This window comes from Micromonospora sp. NPDC005806 (assembly GCF_042871425.1).
In the GTDB taxonomy this organism is placed as follows: domain Bacteria; phylum Actinomycetota; class Actinomycetes; order Mycobacteriales; family Micromonosporaceae; genus Micromonospora.
In genome coordinates, this window is the sequence record NZ_JBIAIL010000002.1 from 293,576 (window position 1) to 319,629 (window position 26,054).

Below are 26,054 nucleotides of genomic sequence, written 5' to 3' on the forward strand. Positions count from 1 at the left end.
CCGGCGGATCGGTCACTTGGTCGGCTGGGCCTTCGAGGTGACCGTGATGGTGCCGGCGGCGATGTCCGCCTTGATCTTGTCGACCTCGGCCTTCAGGTCCGCCGGGACCTTGCTGTCGAAGTCGTGGTACGGGGCGATCGAGACGCCGTTGTTGGCCAGGGTGCCGACGAAGCCCGGCTTGGCCTGGAGCTTCTCGCCACCGGCGGCCTTGAGCACGGCCTCCTTGACGGCGTCCGGGATGTTCTTGACGACCGTGGTCACCAGCGCCGGGCAGTTCGGGGTGCTCTCGCAACCGTCGACGTCCACCCAGATCACCGAGTACTTGCCACCGGAGGCCTGGGCGGCGGCGGTGGTGCCGAGGCCGGAGCCACCGGCGACCGGCATGATGATGTCCGCGCCCTGGGCGACCAGCGCGTCGGAGACCTTCTTGCCCTCGTCCTGCTTGACGAAGTCGTTGGTGAAGGAGCCCTTCTGGGTCGCCTTGTCCCAACCGAGGACCTGGACGTTCTTGCCCTTGGCCTTGTTGTAGTACGCGACGCCGTCGGCGAAGCCATCCATGAAGATGGTCACCGGCGGGATCGGCAGACCGCCGTAGGTGCCGACCTTGCCGGACTTGCTCATCCCGGCGGCCAGGTAACCGGCCTGGAAGGCGGCCTGGGCGGTGTCGAACTGCATCGGGTAGATGTTGTCCAGGCCCGGGTTCGAGTCGACGATCGCGAACTGCTGGTTCGGGTTCGCCTGCGCGGCCTTCTTGGTGGCGTCGGACATCAGGCCACCGACCGCCAGGATGAAGTCGCACTTCTGGTTGACGAACCCGGTCAGGTTGACCTCGTAGTCCGCCTCGGCCTTCGACTGGACGTTCTTGATGTCGATGTTGTCGTTTTCCTTCTTCGCCTCCTGCAGGCCCTTCCAGGCCGAGGTGTTGAAGGACTTGTCGTCGATGCCACCGACGTCGGTCACCATGCAGGCGCTGAACTTCTTGCCGCCGGTGCCGCCGGCGTTCTTGTCGTCCTTGGGGGCCTCACCACACGCGGCGGCACCCAGCACGAGGCCACCCGCGACGATCGCGGAGGCGATCCGCATCCCACGCACAGAGCGCAAGACGTCTCCTTCCCATTGCACACCGCGTCGTGCGCGGTGGCAGCCCATGCGCCGGCCTGCGGTGTGCCGCCGGCGTCCCACGTTACGGACGGGAGCGTACGCCCGCGCCCACCCACCGGCCGACAATCGTGCACGACTGTTGAGCGGTCGTTACCCCTACGTAACCCTTGGGTGGGGCAAATCACTTCTCGTGCCGAGAGCCGCCCCGGAGAGGTGTCGCAAACGTCCGTTTCCCGCGGCGTTTCCGCTGCCGACGACCTACCGCCAGAAGACCGCCACCGCAGCGTTGACCAGGGTCAACCCAATGATGGCAAGGAAATGGCCCCGGTTCACCGACTCCCGCTTACGCGAGAAGAAGACCATGACGAAGATCAGCAGCGCGAACACCAACTTGGTAACAAGCTTTGCCGGTGCCGGCTCGTCGCCGTCACGCAGCGGCGCGGCCAGACCGAGACCGGTCAGCAGCCCGATCACCGAGCCCCAGAGCATGGCCGCGTTGATCCGTAGCCGGCCGCTGACGAACTGGGCGATCGAGCCACCGAGCAGCATCGCGAAACCGATCAGGTGGACGTAGAGAAGTACCAGCCGAAGAGCTTCCATGCCGGCCATCCTCCCCTATCCACGACGATTTGTAGTAGACCGCCCGTCGAGCCGTGGTCACACCGTGACCTCGGCCCGGCGCCCCTGGTCCGACGCCGGCGCCGCGTCGCCGCCTGACCGGAACCGACCCACCAGCACCAGGGCCAGGCCGACGACCGCGTAGCCGGCCAGCACGGCGAGGGCGCGGGACCCGCCGGCCCCGTCGAAGAACGCGGCCGAACGGAGCAGCGTGCCGCCGGCTCCGACCGGCAGGAACTGCCCGACCGTTCCCCATGGCTGGGGCAGCAGCTCGGGTGCGGCGCTGACCGCGGAGAGCGGGTTGCCGACCAGGAAGACCAGCAGCGCGCCGAGCCCGATGCCGGGACCGCCGAGCAGCGCCCCGAGGCCGGCCACCGTGCTCGCGGCGGCCAGCGCGAACAGCCCGATCGCGCGTGCCTCGAGCCAGCCGGAGCCGGCCAGGACGCCCAGCCAGCCGTGCAGAACCGCGACCCCGACCAGGCCGGCGAGGGCGGCGTAGCCGACCAGCCCCAGCAGCCGGGCGCCCCGGCGGGCGACCAGGGCGACGAGCAGCGCCCCCGCCAGCATGCTGGTCAGCGCCAGCGGCAGGAAGCCGGCGGCGAACCCGGCGCCGCGCGGGTCGTCCGGGGCGGCCGGGACGACCGTCACCACCGGCACCGGACGGCCGGCGGCGAGCTGGGCCGAGGCCTCGGCGAGCAGCGCGGCGACCGTCGGGCTGGCCGCCGGTGCGGTGTGCAGGGCGACCCCGTCCGGGCCGGCGACGAAGGCGGCGTACACCTCCCGGTTGCGCAACGCCCGGTCGGCCGCCGCGCCGTCCGGGAGCGTGGTCACCTGGAAGGCGCCCGGCCGGGCGGCGGCGAGCCGGCCGGCGAGTTCGCTCGCCGCCGGTGCCGGGCCGGCGACGGCGACCGGCAGATCGCGCGGCGCGAGGTGGGCGGCCGGTGCCGCGAACAGGGGTACGAGCAGCGCCTGCACCCCGACCACGAGGGCAACCAGCAGGACGGCGAGCAGCCAGGGGGACGGGTCCCGGGACGGTCGAGCGAACATCTCCGCCTCCTAAAACGAACGTTCGTTCTCTTGACTTGAGAGTGCGCCCGCCGACCGTCGCCAGTCAAGAACGAACGTTCGCTTTACACTGTGGGTCGTGCCACGCGTATCGGACGAACACCTCGCGGCCCGCCGCCGGCAGATCCTCGACGCGGCCCGGCGCTGCTTCCTGCGCGACGGCTTCCACAACACCTCGATGCAGGACGTGATCGCCGAGGCGGGGCTCTCCGTCGGGGCCGTCTACCGCTACTTCCCCAGCAAGAACGACCTGATCACGTCGATCGCCCAGTCGGTGATCGGCGGGGCGGAGGAGGTCTTCGCCGAGCTGTCCCGGCACGAACCGCCACTGCCCCTGACCGAGGTGCTGGAGCGGGCGCTCACGTACGTCGACTCCCAGACCGGCCCGGACGGCGTCCTACCGCTGGCGATCCAGGTGTGGGCCGAAGCGCAGCGGGATCCGGCGCTCGCCGCGTTCGTCCGCGGGACCTACACCGCCTTCCGGAACCACTTCATCACGCTGACCCGCCGGGCCCGCGCGGCCGGCGAACTGCCTGCGGACGCCGACCCGGAGGCGGTCGGGGCAGCCCTGTTCGGCCTGGTGCCCGGCTACCTCATGCAGCGCATCCTGACCGGCTCCCCGGACCGGACCACCTACCTGGCCGGTGTCCGAGCCCTGCTCCAGACCCACCCCGCACCCCGCTGACCGGCGCCCCGCGCCGGATGCGCGCTGGAACGTGGAAGTAGTGGCCTCCGGCCGACGGGGAGACCACTACATCCTGGTTCGAGGGCCGGCCATGGCCCCGCCGTCGGGAGTCGGGCTCAGGGCCGTCAGGCGAGACGCCAGACCTGGAAGGTGGGGCCGTCGGCGGGCAGAGTCACCGCGCCGTCGGCGTCGGGGCGCAGCGCGGGGGCGTCGCCGTAGACGTTCTCCGCCGCCGGCAGGCCGGGCAGCCGCACCGGGGTGCCGGCCGCGCGGCGGGCCAGCACCAGCACCGTGCCCGTGGGCGCCTCGCGGAGGAAGGCCAGAGTGTCGGCGTCGGCGTGCACCCAGCGCAGGCCGCCGCGCCGCAGCGCCGGCTCGTCGCGGCGCAGCGCGAGCAGCGACCGGTACGCGTCGAACGTCCGCCGGTCCCAACTCTCCGGCCGGTGCCACGGCATCGGGGTACGCGAGCCCTCGCCGTTCGTACCGGTAAGCCCCAGCTCGTCCCCGGCGAAGATCACCGGGGTGCCGGGCATGGTGGCGAGCAGGCCGGCGGCCACCTCCTGCCGGGCCGCGTCGCCGACCACGGTCCGGATCCGGGCCGAGTCGTGCGACCCGAGCAGCTGCCACGAGTGCACGTACGAGCGCCAGGAGATCAGCGACCGGTAGGTGTTCATGGTGGCCAGCACCGCGCCCGCGTCCCGGCTGCGGACCCCACCGGGCGTGCCGAGGAAGTTCGGCACCGGGCCGTCACCGAGGCGCAGCCAGGACCAGACCGGGTCGGTGAAGCCGACGTAGTTCATGGTGCCGTGCCAGCCGTCCCGGTCCAGGTCACCGGTGTGGTCGTGGCCGTGTTCGGCGAGCAGCAGCCCGTCGGCCCGGGTGTCGGCGACCACCTCGCGCAGCAGCCGCGCCACCTCGTGGGTGTACGCGTCCGCGCCCCGCCGGCCGGTCATGTTCGCCACGTCGACCCGCCAACCGTCCAGCCCGTACGGCGGGCGCAGCCACCGGCGCAGCAGCGAGTCCTCGGCGGTGGCGAAGCGGCGGCGCAACTCGGGGCTGCCCCAGTTGAGCTTCGGCAGCGACTTGACCCCGTTCCAGGACTCGTAGTCGCCGCCGGCGAGGTCGAAGTAGTAAAGGTCCCGCTCGGGGGCGGCCACGTCGGAGACGGCGGCCGTGAACCACCGGTGGGCGTCGCCGGTGTGGTTGCTGGTGATGTCGCCGAGCAGCCGCCAGCCCCGGCCGTGCACCGCGTCGGCCAGCCGGGCCAGGGCGGCGTCCCCGCCGAGCAGCGGGTCGACGGTGTCGAAGCTCGCCGCGTCGTAGCGGTGGTTGGAGCGGGCCGGGAAGACCGGCGTGAGGTAGACGGTGTTCACCCCGAGCCGGTCCAGGTGGTCCAGCCGGTCGGTGACGCCGTCGAGGTCGCCGCCGTAGAACTGGCGGGGCGTCTCCGGGCCGCACCCGATCACCGGAGTGTCCCAGTCGCACGGGATCGCCCAGTCCGGCGCGGTGCGGCCGTCGGCGGCGGCCGAGCGGGCGAACCGGTCCGGGAAGATCTGGTAGATCACCGCGTCCCGGGCCCAGGCCGGCGGCGGCGCGTAGCTGACCAGCTTGAAGTCGCCGTGGTCCGGCACGTCGTGGTCGACGAGCCCGGCCGCGTTCAGCCAGCGGGCGCCCGTCCCGCCGTCGACCAGGAAGCGGTAGTTGCTGACCGGATTGCGGACCTGGACGTCGGCCCGCCACCACACGTCACCGCCCTCGGTGCGGTCGACCACGGCCTCCGCGAAGCGCGGTTCGCCGTCGCCGGTGGTCCGGACGTGCATCTGGCGCACGCCGGCGCCGGCCGGCACCCGGACGAAGACCGGGACGGTCTGCCCGAGCGCGGGCTCCTGCTCCGGCACGTAGGTGGCGGATCCGTCGTGGTGCGGCTGGAGAGACATGGGGATGCCTTTCGCGTCGTTGAAGACAGGGAGGGGGGCGGGCACCCGCCGCGATCGGTCACCCGACCGCGGCGGTCCGCCCGGAAACCGCTCCGGTGTACGTCGACACGACGCCCTTGCCGCAGCGTGAGCCGAGGAGGCTCAGCCTTTGACGGCTCCGGCGGTGAGGCCGGAGACGATGTAGCGCTGGAGCAGTTGGAACACCAGCACCGTCGGGACGGCGGTGAGCAGGGTGCCCGCCGCGAACATCCCGAAGTTGTTGTTGCGCTCGCCGGCCACCAGGCCGAACATGCCGACCGCCAGGGTCTTCGACTCCGGCTCGGTGAGGAACACGTTGGCGATGAGGAACTCGTTGATCGCGCCGATGAAGGCGAGCAGTCCGGTCACCGCCAGGATCGGCGCCACCAGCGGCAGCATGATCCGGAAGAAGACCTGGACGTGCGAGGCGCCGTCCATGGTCGCCGACTCGTCCAACTCCTTCGGCAGGGTGTCGAAGAAGCCCTTCATCAGCCAGGTGTTAGCGCCGAGCGCAGTGCCCATGTAGAGCAGGAACAGGCCCCACGGGGTGTTGAAGCCGATCGCCGGCCACAGGGCGGTGACCGTGGTGAAGATCAGGAAGATCGCCACGATGGCCAGGAACTGCGGGAACATCTGGATCAGCAGCAGCGCGAGCAGCCCGACCCGGCGACCGGCGAACCGCATCCGCGAGAACGCGTACGCCGCGAGCGCGGACAGGAAGATCGACGCGAAGCTGGCCACGCCGGCGAGCAGCAACGAGTTGAGGAACCAGTGGGCGAAGGCGGTCTTGTCGAACAGGTTGGTGAAGTTCTCCAGGGACGCCCCGGTCGGCAGCAGCTCGGTCGAGGAGAGTGTGCCGAGCGGGTTGAGCGCCGCGGAGATGACGAACAGGATGGGGAAGAGGCTGAACGCCACTGCCAGCACCCCGACCAGGTGCCGCCAGCCCACCTGGGCGAACCAGCGACCCTTCGACTTCCCCGTCGCGTCGCGGTTGGCGACCGGGGCGTCCGCGTAGGTGGTCACGAGTACACCTCCTCCTGCTTCCGGGTACGCGAGAAGCTGATCGCCGCCACGGCGGCCACGATCGCGAAGATGAAGATCGATACCGTGGTGGCCAGGCCGTACTCGGCGCCCTGGGCGCCGAAGGCGAGCCGGTAGGTGTAGGTGATGAGCAGGTCGGTGGCGCCGTTGGTCGGGTTGTCCGCCGGGAAGGGCCCACCCTCGGTGGTGAACAGGATCGCGTTGACGTTGTTGAAGTTGTACGCGAACGACGCGATCAGCAGCGGCGAGAGCGCGACCAGCAGCAGCGGCAGGGTGACCGCCCGGAAGGACTGCCACGGGCTGGCGCCGTCGACCGAGGTGGCCTCGGTCAGCTCGCGCGGGATCGCCTGGAGCGCGCCGGTGGCCACCAGGAACATGTACGGGTAGCCCAGCCAGAGCTGCACCAGCAGCACCGCGAGCCGGGCTGTCCACGCCCCGCCGAACCAGTCGACCCCCAGCCCGAACAGGTTGTTGATCAGGCCGAAGTCGGTGTTGAACATGTCCCGCCAGACCAGCAGCATCGCGAACGACGGCATGGCGTACGGGAGGATCAGCAGCACCCGGTAGAGGTTGGTGCCCCGCATCCGGGGCGAGTGCAGGACGAGCGCGATGGCCATGCCGAGCAGGAAGGTGAGCCCGGTCGAGCCGATCGCGAAGGCGAAGTTCCAGATCAGCGTGCCGAAGAACGGGCCGGAGATGTTCGGGTCGGTGAGTACCCGGCTGAAGTTCTGCAGCCCGACGTTGACCTTCCAGCCCTGGGCGAGCCGCTCGCCGTCGGCGGCGACGAAGGAGCCGCTCGCCGCGTCGGCGGTCCAGGTCTTGCCGGTCTCGCTGTCCTTGACGCAGTCACAGCCCCCGTCGTACGCCCGGACGGCCTTGCCCTCGTAGGCGCGGGACAGGCCGTTGGAGCGGATCGCGCCGCCGGAGGTCGGCACGACGAGGTCGGTGATCTCCTTGCTCCGGGTGCCGGCCTGACCGAAATTGAGCACGGTGTAGCCGTCGGCAGCGGTGATCTTGCCGGTCGGGCTGACCGTGACCTGGCCCACGTCGAGCTTGCGCAGCCCGCCCGGGTCACCGGCGAAGACCTCCTTGCTCTTCGGGTCGCTCAGGAGGAAGACGAGCGGAGCCGTCGCCGGGTCGCCCTTGGTGGCGATGGAGAGGGCGTACTCGGTGGAGCCGGGGACCTGCTTCACCGAGGAGGTCTGGATGGCGACGATCGCGTCGTCCTTGCTGCCGCGGTGGCCGTCGCCGAAGTTCGTGAACGCCGTGCTCGCGGTGTAGAGCACCGGGAAGATCTGGAAGGCGATCAGGAAGAGCGTGCCGGGGACCAGGTACTTGGCCGGGATGTGCCGGCGGCCGAGGTAGAGGTAGAAGAGGGCGGCGGTGGTGGCCGCCAGGATGCCCAGTCCGACCCAGTGTTCGGCCTCGATGAGCGGAAACGCCGCCCAGAGCGCGATCCCGGCCACCAGGCCGAGCAGGACCACCTTGACGACGAGGCCGGTCGCGGTGATCGGCGCGTGGTTCCGCGCGGTACGGGACTTGCGCGGGAGCCCGCTCCGAACGGGCTCCCGGCCCGGGGTCTGCATGGCAGACCCCGGGCCGGACAGCGACGTGCTCATTACTTGATCTGACCCGCGATGGTCTTGCCAGCGGCGGTGATCGTCTTGGCCGGGTCGGCGCCACCGATGACGGCGGCCTCCGCCTTGCCGAACGGGTCCCAGATCGCGGCCATGGCCGGGATCGCCGGGAGCACCTGGCCGTTCTTGCCGGCCTCCTGGAACTTGGCCAGGTCCGGGTCCTCGCCCTTGACCTGCTCGAAGGCGGCGGTCAGCGCCGGCGGGCGCGGCTCGGCCTTGTACAGCGCGACGGCCAGCTCGGGCTTGGTCACGTAGTTGGTGACGAACTCCTGGGCCAGGGCCTTGTTCTTGCCCTTGGCGGCGACGTAGAACGCCTGGACGCCCACGAACGGCTGGGCCTCCTTGCCACCGGCGAAGCCGGGGACCGGCGAGATGTCGTACTTGATGCTGGCCTTCTTGGCGTCGGCGATGGCCCACGGGCCGGAGACCAGGAAGGCGCACTTCTTGCCGGTGAAGGTCGCGATGGAGTTCTCGCCGGTGATGGACCGCTTCAGCGCGCCCTCGCCCTTCTCACCGAGCTTCGCGATCTTCTGGAAGGCCGCGATCGACTCCGGCTTGCCCACACCCAGGTCCTTCGGGTCGTAGTCGCCGTTGGCCGCGGTGCCGAACAGGTAGCCGCCGCCGGAGGTGTACAGCGGGTAGATGTGGTACGCGTCGCCGTTCTGACCGGACTGGAGGCAGAGGATCTCCTGGACCTTCTTCTCGGCCTTGAGCCTCTTGCCGGTGGTGACGAGGTCCTCGATCGTCTTCGGCGCCTCGGGGGCCAGCTCGGTGTTGCGGATCAGCGCGACGTTCTCGGTGGCGTAGGGGACGCCGTAGAGCTGGCCGTTGAAGGTCACGGCCTTGACCGCGGTCTCGTTGAACGCGCTCTTCTGCTCGGCGCTGAGCTGCACCGGGTCGATGGCGCCGTTCTGGACCATGTTGCCGATCCAGTCGTGGGCGCCGACCACGACGTCCGGGCCGCTGCCCTGCTGGGAGGCGGTGACGAAGTTGGTCTGCAGGTCCTTGGAGACGGCCTGGACCTCGACGGTGACGCCGTTCTCCTTGCCGAACTCCTCGGCGAACGGCTTGAGGGCCGCCGCCCGCTTGTCGTCGGCCCAGATCACCAGCTTGCCGCCCGCCGCCTTGGCGGACTCCTTCGCAGCCGGCTTGTCGCTGCCACCGTTACCGCAGCCGGACGCGGCGAGCGCCAAGCCGAGGACAGCGACCACACCCGCGGTACGGATGCGCATCGGTACTCCTGTCGTCATGGCGGCCCGCCGGGGGAAGGGCGGCCCGCCAGTGGAAACCTCTGTAATTTCTTGCTGACCGGCGCTGGGGTGCCGCGCCGCTGCTCACGCATGTTGCGGGGACGTTAGCAAGAGGTTGCAGAGAATGGAAGGGATTGCAGGAGTGTACGCAAGACTTTGCCGTTGAGCTAAAGTGCCGCCATGCGCGCTCGACTGTCCGACATCGCCCAACAGGCCGAAGTCAGCGAGGCCACGGTGTCGCGGGTGCTCAACGACCGCCCCGGAGTGGCCCCCGAGACCCGGCAGGCCGTCCTGACCGCCCTCGACGTGCTCGGCTACGAGCGCCCCGCCCGGCTGCGCAAGCGCAGCGCCGGGCTCGTCGGGCTGGTCGTACCCGAGCTGGACAACCCGATCTTCCCGGCCTTCGCCCAGGTCATCGAGTCGACGCTGGCGCAGAGCGGCTTCACCCCGGTGCTCTGCACCCAGACCCCGGGCGGGGTGACCGAGGACGAGTACGTCGAGATGCTGCTGGACCGGCAGGTCTCCGGGATCGTGTTCGTCTCCGGCCTGCATGCCGACACCGCCGCCAACCACGACCGGTACCGCGCGCTGATCGCCCGGCCGCTGCCGATCGTCATGATCAACGGATTCGCCCCCGGCATCGCGGCGCCCTTCGTCTCCTGCGACGACAAGGAGGCCACCGAGCTGGCCGTCGGGCACCTGGTCGTGCTCGGCCACCGCCGGATCGGCCTGATCACCGGCCCGGACCGGTTCGTTCCGGTGCAGCGGCGGGTGGCCGGTTTCCGGACCGCCATGACGCGCCTGGCCGGCACGGCCGAGGCGGAGGTCGGCGAGCTGGCCCAGCTCTCCCTCTTCGGCGTCGAGGGCGGGGAGGTCGCCGCCGGCCGGCTGATCGAGCGTGGCGTGACCGGCATCGTCTGCGGCTCCGACCTGATGGCGCTCGGCGCGATCCGGGCGGCCCGCCAGCGCGGCCTCTCGGTCCCCGGTGACATCTCCGTGGTCGGGTACGACGACTCCCCGCTGATGGCGTTCACCGACCCGCCGCTGACCACCACGCGCCAGCCGGTCGCCGCCATGGCGGTGGCCGCGGTCCGCGCCCTGGTCGACGAGATCAACGGGCACCCCGCTCCGCACTCCGAGTACCTGTTCCGCCCGGAGCTGGTGGTCCGGGGTTCCACGGCGGTGGCCCGCCAGGCGGGCGCCGCCCCGGGCGGTGGCGCGGAGCGACAGCGCCCGACCGCCCCCACCCTCGCCGTCCCGGCGTGACGACGCCAGTCTCTCGCCCCGTTTCCGCGACCGAGCCTGGCCGCGCGTGATGGCCGTCATTTCTTGCGCAAGGAATGCTTGACTCTTGCAGCGCTTGAGCGGCATTCTGCTCAGACACCCGCGCCCGTAACCCGCCTCCGCGCGGGTGCCGCCGCCCCTTGCCACAGAACGGGGATCGTCACCGATGACCGCCGCCGCCCATCCCACGCCGCTGACCTCCGACGACGACTGGTGGCGATCCGCGGTCGTCTACCAGGTCTACGTCCGCAGCTTCGCCGACGCGAACGGGGACGGCGTCGGTGACCTCGAGGGCATCCGCCAGCGGCTGCCGTACCTGCGCGAGCTCGGCGTGGACGCGCTGTGGCTGACCCCCTTCTACACCTCGCCGCAGATCGACGCCGGCTACGACGTGGCCGACTACCGGGACGTGGACCCGCTGTTCGGCTCCCTCACCGACTTCGACGCGATGATCACCGACGCGCACGCGCTGGGCCTGCGGATCATCGTCGACCTGGTGCCCAACCACACGTCCAGCCAGCACCCGTGGTTCACGGCGGCCCTCTCGGCCGGCCCGGGCTCCCCGCAGCGCGAGCGCTACCTGTTCGCCGAGGGCAAGGGCGAGCAGGGCGAGCTGCCGCCGAACGACTGGGAGAGCATCTTCGGCGGCCCCGCCTGGACCCGGATCGCCGACGGTCAGTGGTACCTGCACCTGTTCGACCCGGCCCAGCCCGACCTCAACTGGCGCCACCCCGAGGTGCGCGCGGAGTTCGAGGACGTCCTGCGGTTCTGGCTCGACCGGGGCGTGGACGGCTTCCGGATCGACGTGGCGCACGGGATGATCAAGGCCGAGGGGCTGCCGGACGTCGGGTTCAACTCGATGACCACCGGCCAGCGCCAGTCGGAACTGCTGGGCAAGGGCCAGCTGCCCTACTTCGACCAGGACGAGGTGCACGACATCTACCGCGCCTGGCGGCCGATACTGGACAGCTACCCGGGCGGCCGGATGGCGGTGGCCGAGGCGTGGGCGGAGACCCCGCAGCGGCTGGCCCGCTACATCGGCCCGGACGAGCTGCACCAGGCGTTCAGCTTTGACTTCCTCGACGCCACCTGGTCCGCCGACTCGTTCCGCAAAGTGATCGACACCGCGCTCGCCGAGTCGACCATCGTGGGCGCCCCGACCACCTGGGTGCTCTCCAACCACGACCGGCAGCGGCACGTCACCCGGTACGGCGACGGTGAGGTCGGCCTCCGCCGCGCCCGGGCCGCCGCCCTGCTGATGCTCTCCCTGCCCGGCTGCGCGTACGTCTACCAGGGCGAGGAGTTGGGCCTGCCGGAGGTGCTGGACCTCCCCGACGAGCTGCGCCAGGACCCGGCGTTCCTGCGCACCGGGGAGAGCCGGGACGGCTGCCGGGTGCCGATCCCGTGGAGCGGCGAGTTGGCCCCGTACGGCTTCGGCCCGGAAGGCGGCGAGCTGAGCTGGCTGCCGGCCCCGGCGACCTGGCGGGCCCTCTCGGTGGCCGCCCAGGCCGGCGCACCCGGCTCGACGCTGGAGCTCTACCGGACCGCCCTGCGGATCCGGCACGAGCACCCGGCGCTGGCCGGCACCGACGGCATCACCTGGCTGGAGACCGAGCCCGGGGTGCTGGCGTTCCGCCGGGCCGCCGGGGACGTCGAGCTTACCTGCGTGGTCAACCTCAGCGGCGCGGAGGCCACGGTCGCCGGCTACGGCCGGCCGATCGTCGCCAGCGCCGACCTCACCGGGCGGGACGACGGGCACGTCCTGCCGGTGGACGCAGCTGCGTGGTTCGAACGGCGCTGAGCCGGGTAACCCGCCATTGACCTGGTCGTCCGTTGTGCCCCGCGCCGACGGGCGGCTGGGCAACCGACCCCTTGTGGTGGGGGGTGAGGTGGCACCGGTCCCTCGGGGAGTCCGCTCCCCGAGGGACCGTTGTCCATCCGGGACGTCCGTCAGGCGCCCTTGCCGGTGAGCAGCTTGGCGATCCGGGCGAAGCCGGCCCGCACCTCGTCCCGGCTGGGCGCGGGCAGCGGCTCGGGCACCGGCTCCTGCTCGGCGGCCAGCTCCAGCTCCTCGTCGATGACGTCCTCGAAGTCGCCGTAGAGGTCCGCCTGGTCGACCCGGGCCGCCTCGTCCTCCGCGGCGATCTGCGCCGCCGCGATCTCGCCACGGATCTCGTCGGGTGTGAGCGCCGGCAGCAGCGGCTCCACCACCGCCATCAGCTGTTCCTCGGCGACCACCGCCTCGGCCAGGGCGAGCGCGTGCGGCCGCTCGTACGGGCCGCAGACCACCGGCTCCCACTCCTCGGCGTCACCGAGCGGGCCGAACGTGATGATCCACGGCAGGCCGAGCATCGGCGAGTCTTCCGGCAGGTCCAGTGTCACGAGTGCGCCCACCGGCTCATCATGGTCGCTCCCGCCGACCCCGCGCTTCAAGATCCGCACAAGTTCAGGGAAAGTGCCGCCCTCACCCGCCGGGCGGCCACACTTTCCGGGACGTTGTCCGGATCCTGCCCCCCGGGCGGCCGCCTGGTCAGGCGGAACGGGTGGCGTCGAGGGCGGCGCGGACCAGGGCGAGGGCGCGGTCCGGCGGCACACCCAGGCGGGCCGCCTCGGCGGCGTACTCGGCCGCGGCCTGGTGCAACCGGTCGGTGGCGTCGTCGCGCCCCGGGGCGACCACGGTCCCGTGCCGTCCCCGGGTCTCCACCAGCCCGGTGCCCTCCAGCTCCCGGTATGCCCGGGCCACCGTGTTCACCGCCAGCCCCAGGTCGGCGGCGAGCTGCCGGACCGCGGGCAGCCGGGTGCCCACCGGCAGCCGGCCGTCGCCGATCATCCGGGCGAGCTGGCCCCGCACCTGCTCGTACGGGGGCACCGCCGAGGCCGGGTCGATCCGGATCCGGGTGGTCATCCCGCCCCTCCCGGCGTACCCGGTTCGGTCTCCTCGTCGAGCTCCACGTCCACCTCCGCCGCGCCGCCACCCTCAGCCAGGTCCACCACCCGGCCGTACCGGCTGGTGGCGGCCAGCGCCGCCCCGAAGAGCAGCAGCTGGTTGAGCAGGTAGAGGTAGAGCAGCAGCCCCACCGCGCCCGCCACCACCGTGTACGCCGGATTCCGCTCGGTCCGCACCACGTAGTAGCGCCCGACCGTGTTGAGCAGGGTGATGCCGACCGCGACCACCAGCACCACCGGCCGCAACCGGCGACGGCTCATCCGCAGCCGGGGCACCGCCACCAGCAGCGCCACGGCCAGCAACGCGTTGATCACGACGCTGAGTACCGCGCTGACCGTGGTCAGCCCGACCGAGCCGGTGCTGCGCAGCAGGAAGCGCAGCAGCGACTCCAGCGCGTCCACGGCGGCCACCGAGACGCCGAGCAGTACGAAGATCGCGACCAGCACCCCCAGGTCGACCAGACGGCGGACCACCAGGTTGCCGGGCTGCTGGTTGAAGCCGTACATCAGCCGCTGGGAGGAGCGGATGGCCTCCACCCAGCCGATCCCGGTGAAGACCAGGATGATCAGGCCGACCACGCCGACGGCGTTGCTGCTCTGGGCGATCTGCTGCGGGTTGAGGAACGGCAGGTTCCGCTCCAGGAAGTCCGCGGCCGCCTTGCTGACCTCGTCGTTGTCCTCCAGGATCGCCCCGAAGATCCAGTACGCGACCAGGGCGAGCGCGAAGACCGCGAAGAAGCCGTAGTAGGCGATCGCGGCCGCGAGCCGGCCGGCCAGCACGTCGGCGTAGAGCGCCCCCGCCCGCCACAGGTGGTCGAACACCGGCAGCCGGACCCGCGCCGCGTCGATCCGGCGGCCGGCGGCGGCCTCGATCCGGCCGAGCACGTTCACCAGAACCTCCGCAGAGTGCCTCGTCCTCCGGTGCGGGGAGGAAGGCGGGTGTCCGCAGGGCGGGGACGGCTACCTTGTCGTACCCACTGGCTACGTTCAAGACCATGGCCACCACGGCGGCAGGTGAGGAGACCGGACACGCCCGGTACACCTACCGGCTTCGTGTGTCCACCACTGCACAACGGCGACTGGAAGCCGAGTGGGGCCGCTGCCGGTGGTTGTGGAACGAATGCGTCGCCCGGTCGAAGAAAGCCCACCGCGACGGGGAGAAGTGCGGGCCGGCCCGCCTGGACAAGATGCTGACCGACGCCCGTCGCATCACTCCGTGGCTTGCCGAGGGTGCCAGCGTGCCGCAGCAGCAGCTCATCCGTGACTTCGGCCGATCCCGGGACAAGGCGCTCCAGGACATCAAGGCCAGGGTGCCGATGCGCCGGCGCGCCGGGATGCCCCGATACAAGAATAAACACACGGCCGCGCCGACGCTGAACTACACCCGCCGCGGTTTCCGCATCTGCGACGGGCGGCTGCACCTTGCCGGCGGGATCGTGGTGACGGTCGTGTGGTCCCGGGAGTTGCCCGCGCCGCCCAGCTCGGTGCGCGTCTACCGGGACAGCCTCGGCCACTGGTACGCGTCGTTCGTCGTCGAAGCACAGGTGCAGCCGCTGCCCGCCACCGGCGTGGTGATCGGCGTCGACTGGGGTGTGCGGCAGATCGCGACCACCACCTCCGACGCCCACGACCTTCCCCACCCCGGGCATGGCAGGAAGGTGGCGGGAAAGGTGGCCCGGTACCAGCGGATGATGGCCAGGCGAGAACGGCCGAAGGGCAAACCCGCCACGCGCGGCTACCGTAAGGCGGCGCGGCAGGCCGCGAAGGTGCACAAGAAGATCGCCCGGCAGCGGCAGGACACCGGCCGTAAGTGGGCGAAGAAGGTTGCCCGTGACCATGATGTGATCGCGGTGGAGGACTTCCGGCCGAGGTTCCTGGCGAAGACGACGATGGCCCGTAAGGCGGCTGACGCGGCGGTTGGTGCGACGAAACGGGCCCTGATCGAGATGGGCCGTAAACACGGCCGCACCGTGCACCTGGTCAATCCTGCGCATACCACGATGGATTGCGCGCAGTGCGGAGCGAGAGCCAAGCACGCACTTCCCCTTTCCGAACGCACATACACATGCACCGCGTGTGGGCTTGTCTCACCGAGGGACAAGAACTCCGCCCGTGTGATGCTGGTCCGGGCTGGTCTGAACCCGGCTGGTGTTGATCGCGTAAGACCTGATCGTCCGCAGGGCGATCAGGCAGCGTGAGCCAGGAATCCCCTTCCTTCAGGGAGGGGAGCCGTCAACACGTCATCCTCGCCGATCCCCAGCCGCCACGGGGGCGGGCCGGCCGGGCGCTCAGCTCAACCGCCGAGCCGGAAGTCGCGGCGGGGCTGCCACCGCGCCGCCCCGCTGTGCGAGAAGAGGGTGAACGCCTCCACCTCGAACAGCGCGGAGAAGTCGGCCAGGTCCTCGTACGCCTTGTCCAGCACCTCGGGCGGGACCTCCTGGGCCACCGTGACGTGCGGGTGGTACGGGAAGCGGGCCTCCCGCTGCAGCTCAGGGGCCGAGTTGATGGCGGCGGCGAGCAGCTCGCACTCGCTGATCCCGGCCGCCACCGCCACGAAGACCACCTGGGTGACCGGCCGGAACGTGCCGGTGCCCCGCAGGTGCAGGGTGAACGGCAGGTGGATGGCGGCCACCCGGGCCAGGTGCTCCTCGACGGCCGGCAGCGCGCTCACCGCGATCTCGGTGGGCCCGAGCAGGGTGACGTGGGCGGGGACGGCCTGCGGATCACCGGCCTCGATGCGGCGGCGGGTGAGCATCCCGCCCCACGGCTCGGGGATGTCCACCGCGATCCCGATCTGGATGGAGTCGCCGGCGTCCGACGCACCGTCCCTGCCAGCCACGCTCCGCGCCACCCCTCCGGCCACCGACTGCGTCCCACCCGATCCCGTCGCGCCCGGGCCGCTACTCGAACCGGACCGGCGGGAAGAAGCCGATCCGGTCGTACACGGTGCGCAGCGTCGCGGCGGCGACCGCCCGGGCCTTCTCCGCGCCGTGCACGAGCAGCTTGTCGAGCTGGGCCGGGTCGTCCAGGTAGCCGCGGGTGCGCTCCTGGATCGGGGTGACGAACTCCCGGACCACCTCGGCGAGGTCCTTCTTGAGGTCGCCGTAGCCCTTGCCGTCGTACGCGGCGACCAGGTCGTCGATGCTCCGGCCGGACAGCGCCGAGTAGATGGTGAGCAGGTTGGCGATGCCCGGCTTGCCGTCGGCGTCGAAGACGATCTCGCGGCCGGTGTCGGTGACCGCGGAGCGGATCTTCTTGGCCGAGCGGGCCGGGTCCTCCAGCAGGTCGATGATGCCGGCCGGCGAGGAGGACGACTTCGACATCTTGGCCGTCGGGTCCTGCAGGTCGGTGATCTTCGCGGTGTCCTTGACGATGTGCGGCGCGGGCACCGTGAAGGTCGGCCCGAACAGCGAGTTGAACCGCTGGGCCAGGTCCCGGGAGAGCTCCAGGTGCTGCCGCTGGTCCTCGCCGACCGGCACCGCGTGCGCCTGGTAGAGCAGGATGTCCGCGGCCTGCAGGATCGGGTAGGTGAAGAGGCCGACGCTGGCCCGCTCGCTGCCCTGCTTCTGCGACTTGTCCTTGAACTGGGTCATCCGGCTGGCCTCACCGAACCCGGTGATGCAGCCGAGCACCCAGGCCAGCTGCGGGTGCTCGGGCACCTGCGATTGGACGAACAGGGTGCTGCGGTCCGGGTCGAGGCCCAGCGCGAACAGCTGCGCGGCGGCGACCCGGCTGCGCTGCTTGAGCACCTTCGGGTCGTGCCCGGCGGTGATCGCGTGCAGGTCCACCACGCAGTAGAACGCGTCGTGGCTGTCCTGCAACGCCACCCAGTGCCGCAGCGCGCCCAGGTAGTTGCCGAGGTGGAACGAGTCGGCCGTCGGCTGGATGCCGGAGAAGACGCGCGGGCGGGCGGGTACGTCGGACATGCCGGCAATTCTGTCAGCAAGGTCCGGCGTACGTCATGACGGGCCGGCGGGTCGGCTCTCGGCGGGCCTGGCCGGGGCGTTGATCTCGCGCCGCTGCTCGGGCAGGCGCGCGGCGGAGACCGCGAGCCGGGACACCCGCCGCCCGTCCAGGGCGAGCACCCGGAGCAGCCAGCCGTCCGGCGGGTCGTCCGGGTCGGGCCCGCCGGCGCCGTCCGGGGCGGAGGCCACCGGGACCTCGTCGCCGGCGATCGGCAGCCGGCCCAGGGCCGCCATCACGAACCCGCCGACCGTCTCGTAGGGCCCGGCGGGCAGCGGCACCCCGGTGCGCTCGGCGAAGTCGGCCAGGTTGAGCCGGCCGTCGACCACGGCGGGCAGGCCGGCGTGGGCCGGCTCGGGCGGGGCGTCGTGCTCGTCGTGGATCTCCCCGACCAGCTCCTCTACCAGGTCCTCGCAGGTGACGATGCCGGCCGTGCCGCCGTACTCGTCGACCACCACGGCGAGGTGGTGGCCCTCCCGGCGCATCTCGGTGAGCGCGGCGAGCACCCGCTTGCTGCCGGGTAGCTGTTTCACCTCGCGGGTCAGTTCCCCGACGACGGCGCAGCGCTCGCGCTCGGGGCGGAGCAGCACGTCCCGCAGGTGGACGAAGCCGACCACGTCGTCGTGGGTGCCGTCGATCACCGGGTAGCGGGTGTGCGTCTCGGCCCGGACCAGCCGTTCCGCCTCGGCGATGGTGAGCCCGGCGGAGAGGAACACCACCTCGGTGCGCGGCACCATCACCTCGCGGACCAGGCGCGCCCCGGCCACCAGCACCTCGTCGATGATCCGGCGCTCGTCCGGGTCGAGCAGGGTGTTGGCGGCGACCAGGTCGCGCAGCTCGGCCTCGCTGATCCGTTCCCGGCCGGCGGTGGGGCTGGCCCCGAGCAGGTCGGTGACCAGGCGGGTCACGCCGTCGGCGGCGCGGACCACCAGCTGGGCGACGGTCCGGGCGACGGGACCGGGTTCGCGTCGTGGTCGCCCCGGCGGTCGTCGCCGGAGCCCGGGACCACCTGCCTCCCGCATGACAAGGATGGTAGACAGCGCCCGCCGAAGGCTCGCGGCGATGTTCATATCTGTTCAATCATGACGGATCATGGTGGAATAACGATGTGTCGCAGGCAGCGGAGGCACAGCCGGCGGCCCTAGGGTGATCGACGGACGGCCGGCGCGGGGCCCGGCCAGGCAGGGAGGACCCGACGTGAAACTGCTCGTCACCGGCGGCGCCGGCTACATCGGCAGTGTGGTGACCCGGATGCTGCTCGACGACGGCCACGACGTCACCGTCCTGGACGACCTGCGCACCGGTCACCGGGCGGCCCTCGCCCCCGAGGCCACCCATGTCGACCTGCCGGTCCACGAGGTCGCCCGGGTGCTCACCCCGCACGCCGGCTTCGACGGCGTGCTGCACCTCGCCGCGCTGATCGCCGCCGGCGAGTCGATGGTCAAGCCGGAGCTCTACTGGCAGACCAACACCATCGGCTCGCTCGTCCTGCTCGACGCGGTCCGCGCCGCCCGGGTGCCCCGGCTGGTCTTCTCCTCCACCGCCGCGGTCTACGGCAACCCCACCGAGCTGCCCATCCCCGAGACCGCCGTGAAGGCCCCGACCAACACCTACGGGGCGACCAAGCTGGCCGTCGACATGGCGCTCACCTCCGAGGCGATCGCGCACGACCTGGCCGCCGTCTCGCTGCGCTACTTCAACGTCGCCGGGGCGTACCGGCACGACGGGCGGGCCATCGGCGAGCGGCACGACCCGGAGACCCACCTCATTCCACTCGCCCTCGAGGTGGCCGCCGGGCGGCGCGAGAAGCTCCAGCTCTTCGGCGACGACTACCCGACCGTCGACGGCACCTGCGTCCGCGACTACATCCACGTCGCGGACCTGGCCCGGGCCCACCTGCTGGCGCTCACCGCCGCCACGCCCGGCCGGCACCGGATCTACAACCTGGGCAACGGCAGCGGCTTCACCAACCGGCAGGTGATCGAGGTGGTCCGCGAGGTCACCGGCCACCCCGTACCGGTCGAGGTGGCCCCGCGCCGCGAGGGCGACCCGGCCGAGTTGGTCGCCTCCTCCGCGCTGGCCCGCGCGGAGCTGGGCTGGGTGCCGGCGAAGCCCACCCTCCAGGACATGGTCGGCGACGCCTGGGCGTTCTACCGCGAGCACGTGCTGGGACAGCGGTGACCGGCCTGACCGCGGCCGCCGCGTCGCCGACCGCGCCGCCGGGCGACGTCGCCGACCGCGCCACCACCGGCTTCCGCCAGCGGTACGGCGCGGAGCCGGCCGGCCGCTGGGCGGCTCCCGGCCGGGTCAACCTGATCGGCGAGCACACCGACTACAACGACGGCTTCGTGCTCCCATTCGCGCTGCCGCTGCGTACGGTGGTGGCCGCGGCGGCCTGGGACGACGAACGCTGGACGGTCTGGTCGGAGCTGGACGACGACCCGGTCGAGTTCGGGCCCGCCGAGGCCGACGAGCCCGGCCGGGTCATCGGTTGGGCCGCCTACGTGGCCGGCGTGGTCTGGGCGCTGCGGGCCGCCGGCTGGGCGGTGCCCGGCGCCCGGCTCGCCATCGCCTCCGACGTGCCGGTCGGCTCCGGGCTCTCCTCGTCGGCGGCCATCGAGGCCGCGGTGCTGGCCGCCCTGGTCGAGCTGGGCGGGCTGGACCTGGCCGCCGAGCGGCGGCCCCGGCTCGCCCAGCGGGCCGAGAACGACTACGTCGGCGCGCCCACCGGGATCATGGACCAGTCGGCGGTGATCCGGGGCCGCCCGGGGCACGCCCTCTTCCTGGACTGCCGCACCGAGCAGGTCGAACACATCCCGTTCGACCTGGACGCCGCCGGGCTGGCCATGCTGGTGATCGACAGCCGCGCCCCGCACCGGCACGCCGACGGCGAGTACGCCGCCCGCCGCAGGTCCTGTGAGCAGGCTGCGCGGACCCTCGGGGTGCCCGCCCTGCGCGACGTGGACATCGCCGACCTCGACGCCGCGCTGGCCAGCCTGGACGACGACGAGACCCGGCGCCGGGTCCGGCACGTGGTCACCGAGGACCAGCGGGTGCTCGACACCGTCACGCTGCTGCGCGCCGGCCGGATACCCGACGTCGGCCCGCTGCTGACCGCCTCGCACGCGTCGATGCGGGACGACTTCGAGATCACCGTGCCGGAGATCGACATCGCGGTCGAGGCGGCCCTGGCCGCGGGGGCGTACGGGGCCCGGATGACCGGCGGGGGCTTCGGCGGGTGCGTGCTGGCGCTCGTCGACGCCTCCGCCGCCGACGCCGTGGCGGCCGCCGTGACCGTCGCGTACGCCGAGCGCGGCTTCGCCGCCCCCGGCACCGTCACCGTCCTCCCGGCCGGCGGCGCCACCCGCCTCGACTGAGCCGACCGTCCGATCGGAACGGTCGGCAGGGTGTGGCCGCGACGGAGGGGAGGCAACGTGAGCGACGTCGGGGTGGCCGCCCAGGAGCGGGCGCAGGCGCTGATCCAGGTGGGCCGGCACGCCGAGGCGGCGCAGGTGCTGCGCGAGGCGCTGGCCGGGCAGCCGGAGCACGTCGGGCTGCTGGTGCAGCTGGCCCGCTGCCACCGCCAGCTGGGCCAGCTCGCCGAGGCGAACCGGCTGGTGGACCGGGCCCTGGGGCTGAGCACGGCTCCGCAGCACCTGTACGCCGAGAAGGCCCGCATCTTCCTCGCCGCCGACGAACCCCGGTTCGCGGCGGCGGCCGCCCAGCGGGCCCTGGAACTGGCGCCCCGCTCCTGGGCGTACCACGGCCTCATGGCCGAGTCCCTGCTCCGGATGGGCAACCCCAACCGGGTGCTGGCCGCCCGCCGGCACGCCGACACCGCCCTGGACCTCGCCCCCGACGACCCCGAACTGCACGTGCTCGACGCCCGGCTGCACGCCCGGATGGGCCGGCTCCGCGCGGCCCGGGACGCCTGCGGCCGGGCCCTCGCCGTCGACCCGGCGCATGAGCCGGCGCTCCGCGAGCTGGCGCGGTTCGACGCCGGCCAGGACCGGACCAGCGCCGCCGCCCGCCGCTTCGGCGACGCCCTCGCCGCGAACCCGCGCGCCACCTGGAACGTGACGGCCCACGAGGTGGTCTCCCTCGCGCTGGGCTGGCGACTGTTCGACGTCACGGCGCTCGCCGCCCTCGCGTACTGGTCGGTGTTCGCGCTCGTCGACCCGGTGCCCGACGGCGTCCGACCGGTGGCGGCCGGGGTGGTCCTGGTGGTCCTCGCCGGCGCGACCGGATACGCCTGGCGGCGGCAGCCGGACCCCGTACGCCGGCAGCTGCGCCGGTGGGCCCGCGCCGCGGCGGCGGTGCCGTTGATGCTGCTCGTCCTGGCGGCACTGGCGTCCCTGGTGCTCGGCGGCCTGGCCCCGGCGGCGGGCAGCCCGGCGACCGAGGTGGCGGCACTGCTGCTGCTCCCGGTCACGGGCGTGCTGGCGTTCCGCCTCTGGCGGCAGCTCCGCCGCCGCGCAGCCCTGGCCCTGCGCCGCCTCGGCTACGCCGTCTGGGCCCGCCTCGTCGCGAGCCGCACCCCGGCCGCCACCTGACCCCCACCCTCGCTCCCGCCCCCGAGCGGCCTCTGTCACGGAAAGAGTGGCCATCCACGCCGGAATGGCCACTCTTTCGGTGAATCAGCGCCCAGACGGCGGGGTCAGCTCGCTTCGACGATCATGCCGGCGCCGACGGTGCGGTTGGTGGTCTCGTCGATGATGACGAAGCCGCCGGTGGTGCGGTTGCGCCGGTACTCGTCGGCGAGCAGCGGGACGGTGGTCCGCAGCCGGACCCGGCCGATCTCGTTGAGCCTCAGCTCGGCGGCCGACTCGTCCCGGTGCAGCGAGTTGATGTCCAGCCGGTAGTGCAGGCCGCGCACGATCGCCCGCGCCGAACGGGTGGTGTGCTTGATCGCGTACTTGCCGCCGACCTGCAACGGGCGGGTCTCGTCCAGCCAGCAGACCATCGCCTCGATGTCCTGCGCCACGGCCGGGGCGTTGTTCGGCCGGCAGATCATGTCGCCGCGGGAGATGTCGATCTCGTCGGTCAGCCGGACCGTCACCGACATCGGCGGGAACGCCTCGGCCACCGGGCCGTCCGCCGTCTCCACCGACGAGATCCGGCTGGTGAAGCCGGACGGCAGCACCAGCACCTCGTCGCCCGGCTTGAGCACCCCCGAGGCCACCTGGCCCGCGTACCCCCGGTAGTCGGTGACGGTGGTGGACTGCGGGCGGATCACGTACTGCACCGGGAAGCGCACGTCGACCAGGTTCCGGTCGGAGGCGATGTGCACCCGCTCCAGGTGGTGCAACAGCGACGGCCCCTCGTACCAGGGCATGTTTTCCGAGCGGGAGACGATGTTGTCGCCCTTGAGCGCGGAGATCGGCACCACCGTCAGGTCCGGCACGTCGAGCTTCGCGGCGAACGCGGCGAACTCGTCGGCGATCCGCTCGAACACCTCCTCCGACCAGTCGACCAGGTCCATCTTGTTGACGCAGAGGACCAGGTGCGGCACCCGCAGCAGCGAGCAGAGGAACGCGTGCCGGCGGGACTGCTCCACCAGGCCCTTGCGGGCGTCCACCAGGATCAGCGCCAGGTCGGCGGTGGAGGCACCGGTGACCATGTTCCGGGTGTACTGGATGTGCCCCGGGGTGTCGGCGATGATGAACTTCCGCCGCGGTGTGGCGAAGTAGCGGTACGCCACGTCGATGGTGATGCCCTGCTCCCGCTCCGCCCGCAGGCCGTCGGTGAGCAGCGCCAGGTTGGTGTACTCGTCACCCCGGGCCGCGCTGACCGCCTCGACCGCGGCGAGCTGGTCGGTGAAGAGCGACTTCGTGTCGTACAGCAGCCGACCGATCAGGGTCGACTTGCCGTCGTCGACGCTGCCGGCGGTGGCGAACCGCAGCAGGTCCATCGGCCGGGCCTCCGGCCCGGCCCCGGCGGCAGCCCGGGCGTCCGGTGCCAGCGTCTCTGCGCTCATCAGAAGTAGCCCTCCCGCTTGCGGTCCTCCATGGCCGCCTCGCTGACCCGGTCGTCGCCGCGGGTCGCGCCGCGCTCGGTGATCCGCGTGGCGGCCACCTCCTCGATCACCTTCTCCACCGTGTCCGCGTCGGAGCGGACGGCCGCGGTGCAGGAGGCGTCGCCGACGGTCCGGTAGCGCACCTGCGCCTTGAACCGTTCCTCGCCCGCCTTGGGCCGGATGAACTCGTTGACCGCGTAGAGCATGCCGTCCCGCTCGATCACCTCGCGCTCGTGCGCGTAGTAGATCGGCGGCAGCGGGATCCGCTCGCGGGCGATGTAGTGCCAGACGTCCAGCTCGGTCCAGTTGGACAGCGGGAAGACCCGGATCGACTCGCCCGGGTGGTGCCGGCCGTTGTAGAGCGCCCACAGCTCGGGGCGCTGGTTCTTCGGGTCCCACTGGCCGAACTCGTCGCGGAAGCTGAACACCCGCTCCTTGGCTCGGGCCTTCTCCTCGTCCCGCCGGGCGCCGCCGAAGAGCGCGTCGAAGCGGTGCTTCTCCACCGCGTCGAGCAGCACCGGGGTCTGGATCCGGTTGCGCATCCCGTCCGCCGACTCGCGGACCAGCCCCGCGGCCAGGGCCTCCGGCACGCTGGCCACGAGGAGCTGCAGGCCCAGCTCGGCGACCCGCTGGTCCCGGTACTCGATGACCTCGGGGAAGTTGTGCCCGGTGTCGACGTGCATCACCGGGAAGGGGACGTTGGCCGGGGCGAACGCCTTCTGGGCCAACCGGAGCATCACGATCGAGTCCTTGCCGCCGGAGAAGAGCAGCACGGGCCGCTCCATCTCGGCGACGACCTCGCGCATCACGAAGGTGCTCTCCGCCTCCAGCGCGTCGAGGTGGGAGACCTGGTACGCGGCCGGGAACGTCACGACACGATTCCGTTCATCGAATTCCAGACCTTTCCGGTCGGACTCGTCGAGAAGAACGTTCAGGCTACCCCGAATGCCGCTGCAACGCTGCAAGTAACCGACTGGCGAGATCCTTACGGCAGACCAGGAGGTCGGGCAGGCGCGGGTCCGCCTCGTTGTATTTCAGCGCAGAACCGTCGATCCGGGAAGCGTGCAGCCCGGTGGCCGTCGCCACAGCGACCGGGGCGGCCGAGTCCCACTCGTACTGGCCGCCCGCGTGGATGTACGCGTCCACCTCACCGGTCACCACCGCGGCGATCTTCGCGCCCGCCGAACCCATCGGCAGCAGGTGGGCGCCCACGTCCTCGGCCAGATCCGAGAGGAACACCGGCGGACGGCTGCGGCTGGCCGCCAGCCGGAGCGTCCGCCCGCCGCCCGAGGTCGCCGCCTCCAGGGTCATCGGCGGGTACGCCGGCGGGTAGTCCGTGCCCAGCACCCGGTGCTGCGCCGGCAGTCCCACGGCCCCCGCCACCAGGCCGTGCGGCGTCGGCGCATGCCGCGCCCAGAGCGCCACGTGCACCGCCCAGTCCGAGCGGCCCTCCTCGGCGAACTCCCGCGTGCCGTCCAGCGGATCGATGATCCACACCCGGTCGGCGGTCAGCCGGGACACCGTTCCGGCGCTCACCTCCGCCGTCCAGGCCAGCCGCGAACCCTCGTCCTCCTCCGACAGCACCGCGTCGGCCGGACGCCACTTCGCCAGCTCGGTACGGATCAGATCGTGCGAGACCTTGTCCCCGGCCGACCTCAACGCCCCCGGATCGGCGAAGCCCAGCTCCGCGCGCAGGTTCATCAGCGCCTGCCCGGCCCGCGCCGCCAGCCAGCGGGCGAACGCGCCGTCGATCATCGGAGGATTGGCCATGGGTCTTCCGCTCCCGTCGCTCCCGTCGCCTCCAGAAAGGCGCAGACTACCGGCCGGGACCCGCCGCGCCCCGTAACCCGCCCGAGGTCACGCCCCGTGGTAGAGGTTCTGGGTCGGCTCCACCCCGCGGCTGATCACCGACTCCACCACGTCCGCCGCCCGGTCCACGAGGAACTCCAGCTCCTTGCGCTCGACCGAGGAGAAGTCGGACAGCACGTAGTCCGCCGGGTCCTGCCGCCCCGGCGGCCGGCCGATGCCGAACCGCACCCGGACATAGTCCTTCGTGCCCAGCGACTTCGACATCGAGCGCAGGCCGTTGTGGCCGCCCTCGCCGCCGCCGCACTTCACCCGCACCTGCCCGTACGGGATGTCCAGCTCATCGTGCACCGCGATCACCCGGGCCGGCGGAATCTTGTGGAACTGCGCCAACGCGACCACCGGGCCGCCGGAGAGGTTCATGTAGGTCAGCGGCTTGACCAGCACCAGCTTCGGGCCGCCGAAGCCGAGTCGCCCTTCGGCGACCTCCGCCACCGCCCGCTTGTGCCGCCCGAGCTTCGCGCCCAGCCGGCCGGCCAGCAGCTCGGCCACCATGAAGCCGACGTTGTGCCGGTTACCCGCGTACTCCCGACCGGGGTTGCCCAGGCCGACCACCAGCCAGGGCCCCGCCTCGTCCGTCACGCCACGTCCCTTCCGTCATTTCCGACGACTCCAGCTCGCCACGAC

Annotated in this window: 24 protein-coding genes; 7 read left to right on the forward strand and 17 right to left on the reverse strand. The window is 72.0% G+C overall.

Translation table 11 applies throughout. The features are described from left to right. Positions 1-12 precede the first annotated feature (12 nt). The 3 genes from ACFYOS_RS03905 to ACFYOS_RS03915 all read right to left on the reverse strand — a co-directional run bounded on the left by ACFYOS_RS03905 (position 13) and on the right by ACFYOS_RS03915 (position 2,766). Entirely contained in the window at positions 13-1,083 is a 1,071-nt protein-coding gene (locus ACFYOS_RS03905; RefSeq protein WP_387136051.1) for a BMP family protein, read from the reverse strand. A 276-nt stretch (positions 1,084-1,359) separates the two neighbouring features. After that, positions 1,360-1,701: a hypothetical protein gene (locus ACFYOS_RS03910; protein ID WP_387135826.1), complete on the reverse strand. Its 342-nt coding sequence runs from the start codon at positions 1,699-1,701 to the stop codon at positions 1,360-1,362. Between the two features lie 57 nt (positions 1,702-1,758). Beyond that, positions 1,759-2,766, reverse strand: coding sequence for a hypothetical protein (locus tag ACFYOS_RS03915; RefSeq protein ID WP_387135828.1), 1,008 nt, complete (start codon positions 2,764-2,766; stop codon positions 1,759-1,761). Positions 2,767-2,863: 97 nt separating this feature from the next. Here ACFYOS_RS03915 and ACFYOS_RS03920 point away from each other — a divergent pair, with 97 nt between their 5' ends. Beyond that, positions 2,864-3,469, forward strand: a complete 606-nt coding sequence (locus ACFYOS_RS03920) for a TetR/AcrR family transcriptional regulator (protein ID WP_387135830.1) — start codon at positions 2,864-2,866, stop codon at positions 3,467-3,469. Between the two features lie 125 nt (positions 3,470-3,594). On the opposite strand, the gene ACFYOS_RS03925 is transcribed toward ACFYOS_RS03920, so the two are convergent. The 4 genes from ACFYOS_RS03925 to ACFYOS_RS03940 all read right to left on the reverse strand — a co-directional run bounded on the left by ACFYOS_RS03925 (position 3,595) and on the right by ACFYOS_RS03940 (position 9,334). Beyond that, a complete protein-coding gene (locus tag ACFYOS_RS03925; RefSeq protein WP_387135832.1) occupies positions 3,595-5,406 on the reverse strand; it encodes a glycoside hydrolase family 13 protein in 1,812 nt (603 codons plus the stop codon). Positions 5,407-5,547: 141 nt separating this feature from the next. Then, positions 5,548-6,447, reverse strand: coding sequence for a sugar ABC transporter permease (locus tag ACFYOS_RS03930; protein WP_387135834.1), 900 nt, complete (start codon positions 6,445-6,447; stop codon positions 5,548-5,550). Then, positions 6,444-8,084 (reverse strand): ABC transporter permease subunit, encoded by a 1,641-nt coding sequence (locus ACFYOS_RS03935; RefSeq protein ID WP_387135836.1) that lies wholly within the window; start codon positions 8,082-8,084, stop codon positions 6,444-6,446. Before ACFYOS_RS03935 ends, ACFYOS_RS03930 begins: the two co-directional genes overlap by 4 nt. After that, the gene (locus tag ACFYOS_RS03940; protein WP_387135838.1) at positions 8,084-9,334 is read right to left on the reverse strand and encodes an extracellular solute-binding protein; all 1,251 of its coding nucleotides are present in this window, start codon (positions 9,332-9,334) and stop codon (positions 8,084-8,086) included. Before ACFYOS_RS03940 ends, ACFYOS_RS03935 begins: the two co-directional genes overlap by 1 nt. A 198-nt stretch (positions 9,335-9,532) precedes the next feature. Here ACFYOS_RS03940 and ACFYOS_RS03945 point away from each other — a divergent pair, with 198 nt between their 5' ends. Continuing rightward, the gene (locus ACFYOS_RS03945; protein WP_387135840.1) at positions 9,533-10,618 is read left to right on the forward strand and encodes a LacI family DNA-binding transcriptional regulator; all 1,086 of its coding nucleotides are present in this window, start codon (positions 9,533-9,535) and stop codon (positions 10,616-10,618) included. Between the two features lie 184 nt (positions 10,619-10,802). Next, complete coding sequence (locus ACFYOS_RS03950; RefSeq protein ID WP_387135842.1) at positions 10,803-12,437, forward strand: glycoside hydrolase family 13 protein; 1,635 nt, start codon at positions 10,803-10,805, stop codon at positions 12,435-12,437. Positions 12,438-12,586: 149 nt separating this feature from the next. Here ACFYOS_RS03950 and ACFYOS_RS03955 read toward each other — a convergent pair whose 3' ends face one another. The 3 genes from ACFYOS_RS03955 to ACFYOS_RS03965 all read right to left on the reverse strand — a co-directional run bounded on the left by ACFYOS_RS03955 (position 12,587) and on the right by ACFYOS_RS03965 (position 14,473). Next, complete coding sequence (locus ACFYOS_RS03955; RefSeq protein ID WP_387135844.1) at positions 12,587-13,030, reverse strand: hypothetical protein; 444 nt, start codon at positions 13,028-13,030, stop codon at positions 12,587-12,589. Between the two features lie 136 nt (positions 13,031-13,166). Next, positions 13,167-13,541 (reverse strand): GntR family transcriptional regulator, encoded by a 375-nt coding sequence (locus tag ACFYOS_RS03960; RefSeq protein WP_387135846.1) that lies wholly within the window; start codon positions 13,539-13,541, stop codon positions 13,167-13,169. Continuing rightward, entirely contained in the window at positions 13,538-14,473 is a 936-nt protein-coding gene (locus ACFYOS_RS03965) for a YihY/virulence factor BrkB family protein (protein WP_387135848.1), read from the reverse strand. The genes ACFYOS_RS03960 and ACFYOS_RS03965 overlap by 4 nt, the downstream gene beginning before the upstream one ends. Before the next feature lie 104 nt (positions 14,474-14,577). Here ACFYOS_RS03965 and ACFYOS_RS03970 point away from each other — a divergent pair, with 104 nt between their 5' ends. Then, a complete protein-coding gene (locus tag ACFYOS_RS03970) occupies positions 14,578-15,780 on the forward strand; it encodes an RNA-guided endonuclease InsQ/TnpB family protein (RefSeq protein WP_387135850.1) in 1,203 nt (400 codons plus the stop codon). Positions 15,781-15,875: 95 nt separating this feature from the next. On the opposite strand, the gene ACFYOS_RS03975 is transcribed toward ACFYOS_RS03970, so the two are convergent. The 3 genes from ACFYOS_RS03975 to ACFYOS_RS03985 are packed head-to-tail and all read right to left on the reverse strand — an operon-like array spanning position 15,876 to position 18,567. Continuing rightward, positions 15,876-16,445 (reverse strand): 2'-5' RNA ligase family protein, encoded by a 570-nt coding sequence (locus ACFYOS_RS03975; protein WP_387135852.1) that lies wholly within the window; start codon positions 16,443-16,445, stop codon positions 15,876-15,878. Between the two features lie 37 nt (positions 16,446-16,482). Beyond that, positions 16,483-17,508 carry a tryptophan--tRNA ligase gene (trpS, locus tag ACFYOS_RS03980; RefSeq protein WP_387135854.1) on the reverse strand — a complete coding sequence of 342 codons (1,026 nt, stop codon included), beginning with the start codon at positions 17,506-17,508 and terminating at the stop codon, positions 16,483-16,485. A 33-nt stretch (positions 17,509-17,541) separates the two neighbouring features. Continuing rightward, positions 17,542-18,567, reverse strand: coding sequence for a hemolysin family protein (locus ACFYOS_RS03985; RefSeq protein WP_387135856.1), 1,026 nt, complete (start codon positions 18,565-18,567; stop codon positions 17,542-17,544). Between the two features lie 175 nt (positions 18,568-18,742). On the opposite strand from ACFYOS_RS03985, the gene galE reads away from it, so the two are divergent. From galE to ACFYOS_RS04000, 3 genes are read left to right on the forward strand one after another with little or no spacing between them, the layout of a single operon-like run. Continuing rightward, entirely contained in the window at positions 18,743-19,726 is a 984-nt protein-coding gene (galE, locus tag ACFYOS_RS03990) for a UDP-glucose 4-epimerase GalE (protein ID WP_387135858.1), read from the forward strand. Next, entirely contained in the window at positions 19,723-20,922 is a 1,200-nt protein-coding gene (gene galK, locus ACFYOS_RS03995) for a galactokinase (RefSeq protein WP_387135860.1), read from the forward strand. The genes galE and galK overlap by 4 nt, the downstream gene beginning before the upstream one ends. A 57-nt stretch (positions 20,923-20,979) precedes the next feature. Continuing rightward, positions 20,980-22,098: a tetratricopeptide repeat protein gene (locus tag ACFYOS_RS04000; RefSeq protein WP_387135862.1), complete on the forward strand. Its 1,119-nt coding sequence runs from the start codon at positions 20,980-20,982 to the stop codon at positions 22,096-22,098. 104 nt (positions 22,099-22,202) lie between these two features. On the opposite strand, the gene ACFYOS_RS04005 is transcribed toward ACFYOS_RS04000, so the two are convergent. The 4 genes from ACFYOS_RS04005 to pth all read right to left on the reverse strand — a co-directional run bounded on the left by ACFYOS_RS04005 (position 22,203) and on the right by pth (position 26,009). Further along, positions 22,203-23,522, reverse strand: a complete 1,320-nt coding sequence (locus tag ACFYOS_RS04005) for a sulfate adenylyltransferase subunit 1 (protein WP_387135864.1) — start codon at positions 23,520-23,522, stop codon at positions 22,203-22,205. Then, positions 23,522-24,433 (reverse strand): sulfate adenylyltransferase subunit CysD, encoded by a 912-nt coding sequence (gene cysD / locus ACFYOS_RS04010; protein ID WP_387135866.1) that lies wholly within the window; start codon positions 24,431-24,433, stop codon positions 23,522-23,524. Before cysD ends, ACFYOS_RS04005 begins: the two co-directional genes overlap by 1 nt. Before the next feature lie 64 nt (positions 24,434-24,497). Beyond that, entirely contained in the window at positions 24,498-25,331 is an 834-nt protein-coding gene (locus ACFYOS_RS04015) for an inositol monophosphatase family protein (protein ID WP_387135868.1), read from the reverse strand. Between the two features lie 87 nt (positions 25,332-25,418). Continuing rightward, entirely contained in the window at positions 25,419-26,009 is a 591-nt protein-coding gene (pth, locus tag ACFYOS_RS04020; RefSeq protein WP_387135870.1) for an aminoacyl-tRNA hydrolase, read from the reverse strand. Positions 26,010-26,054: the final 45 nt, after the last annotated feature.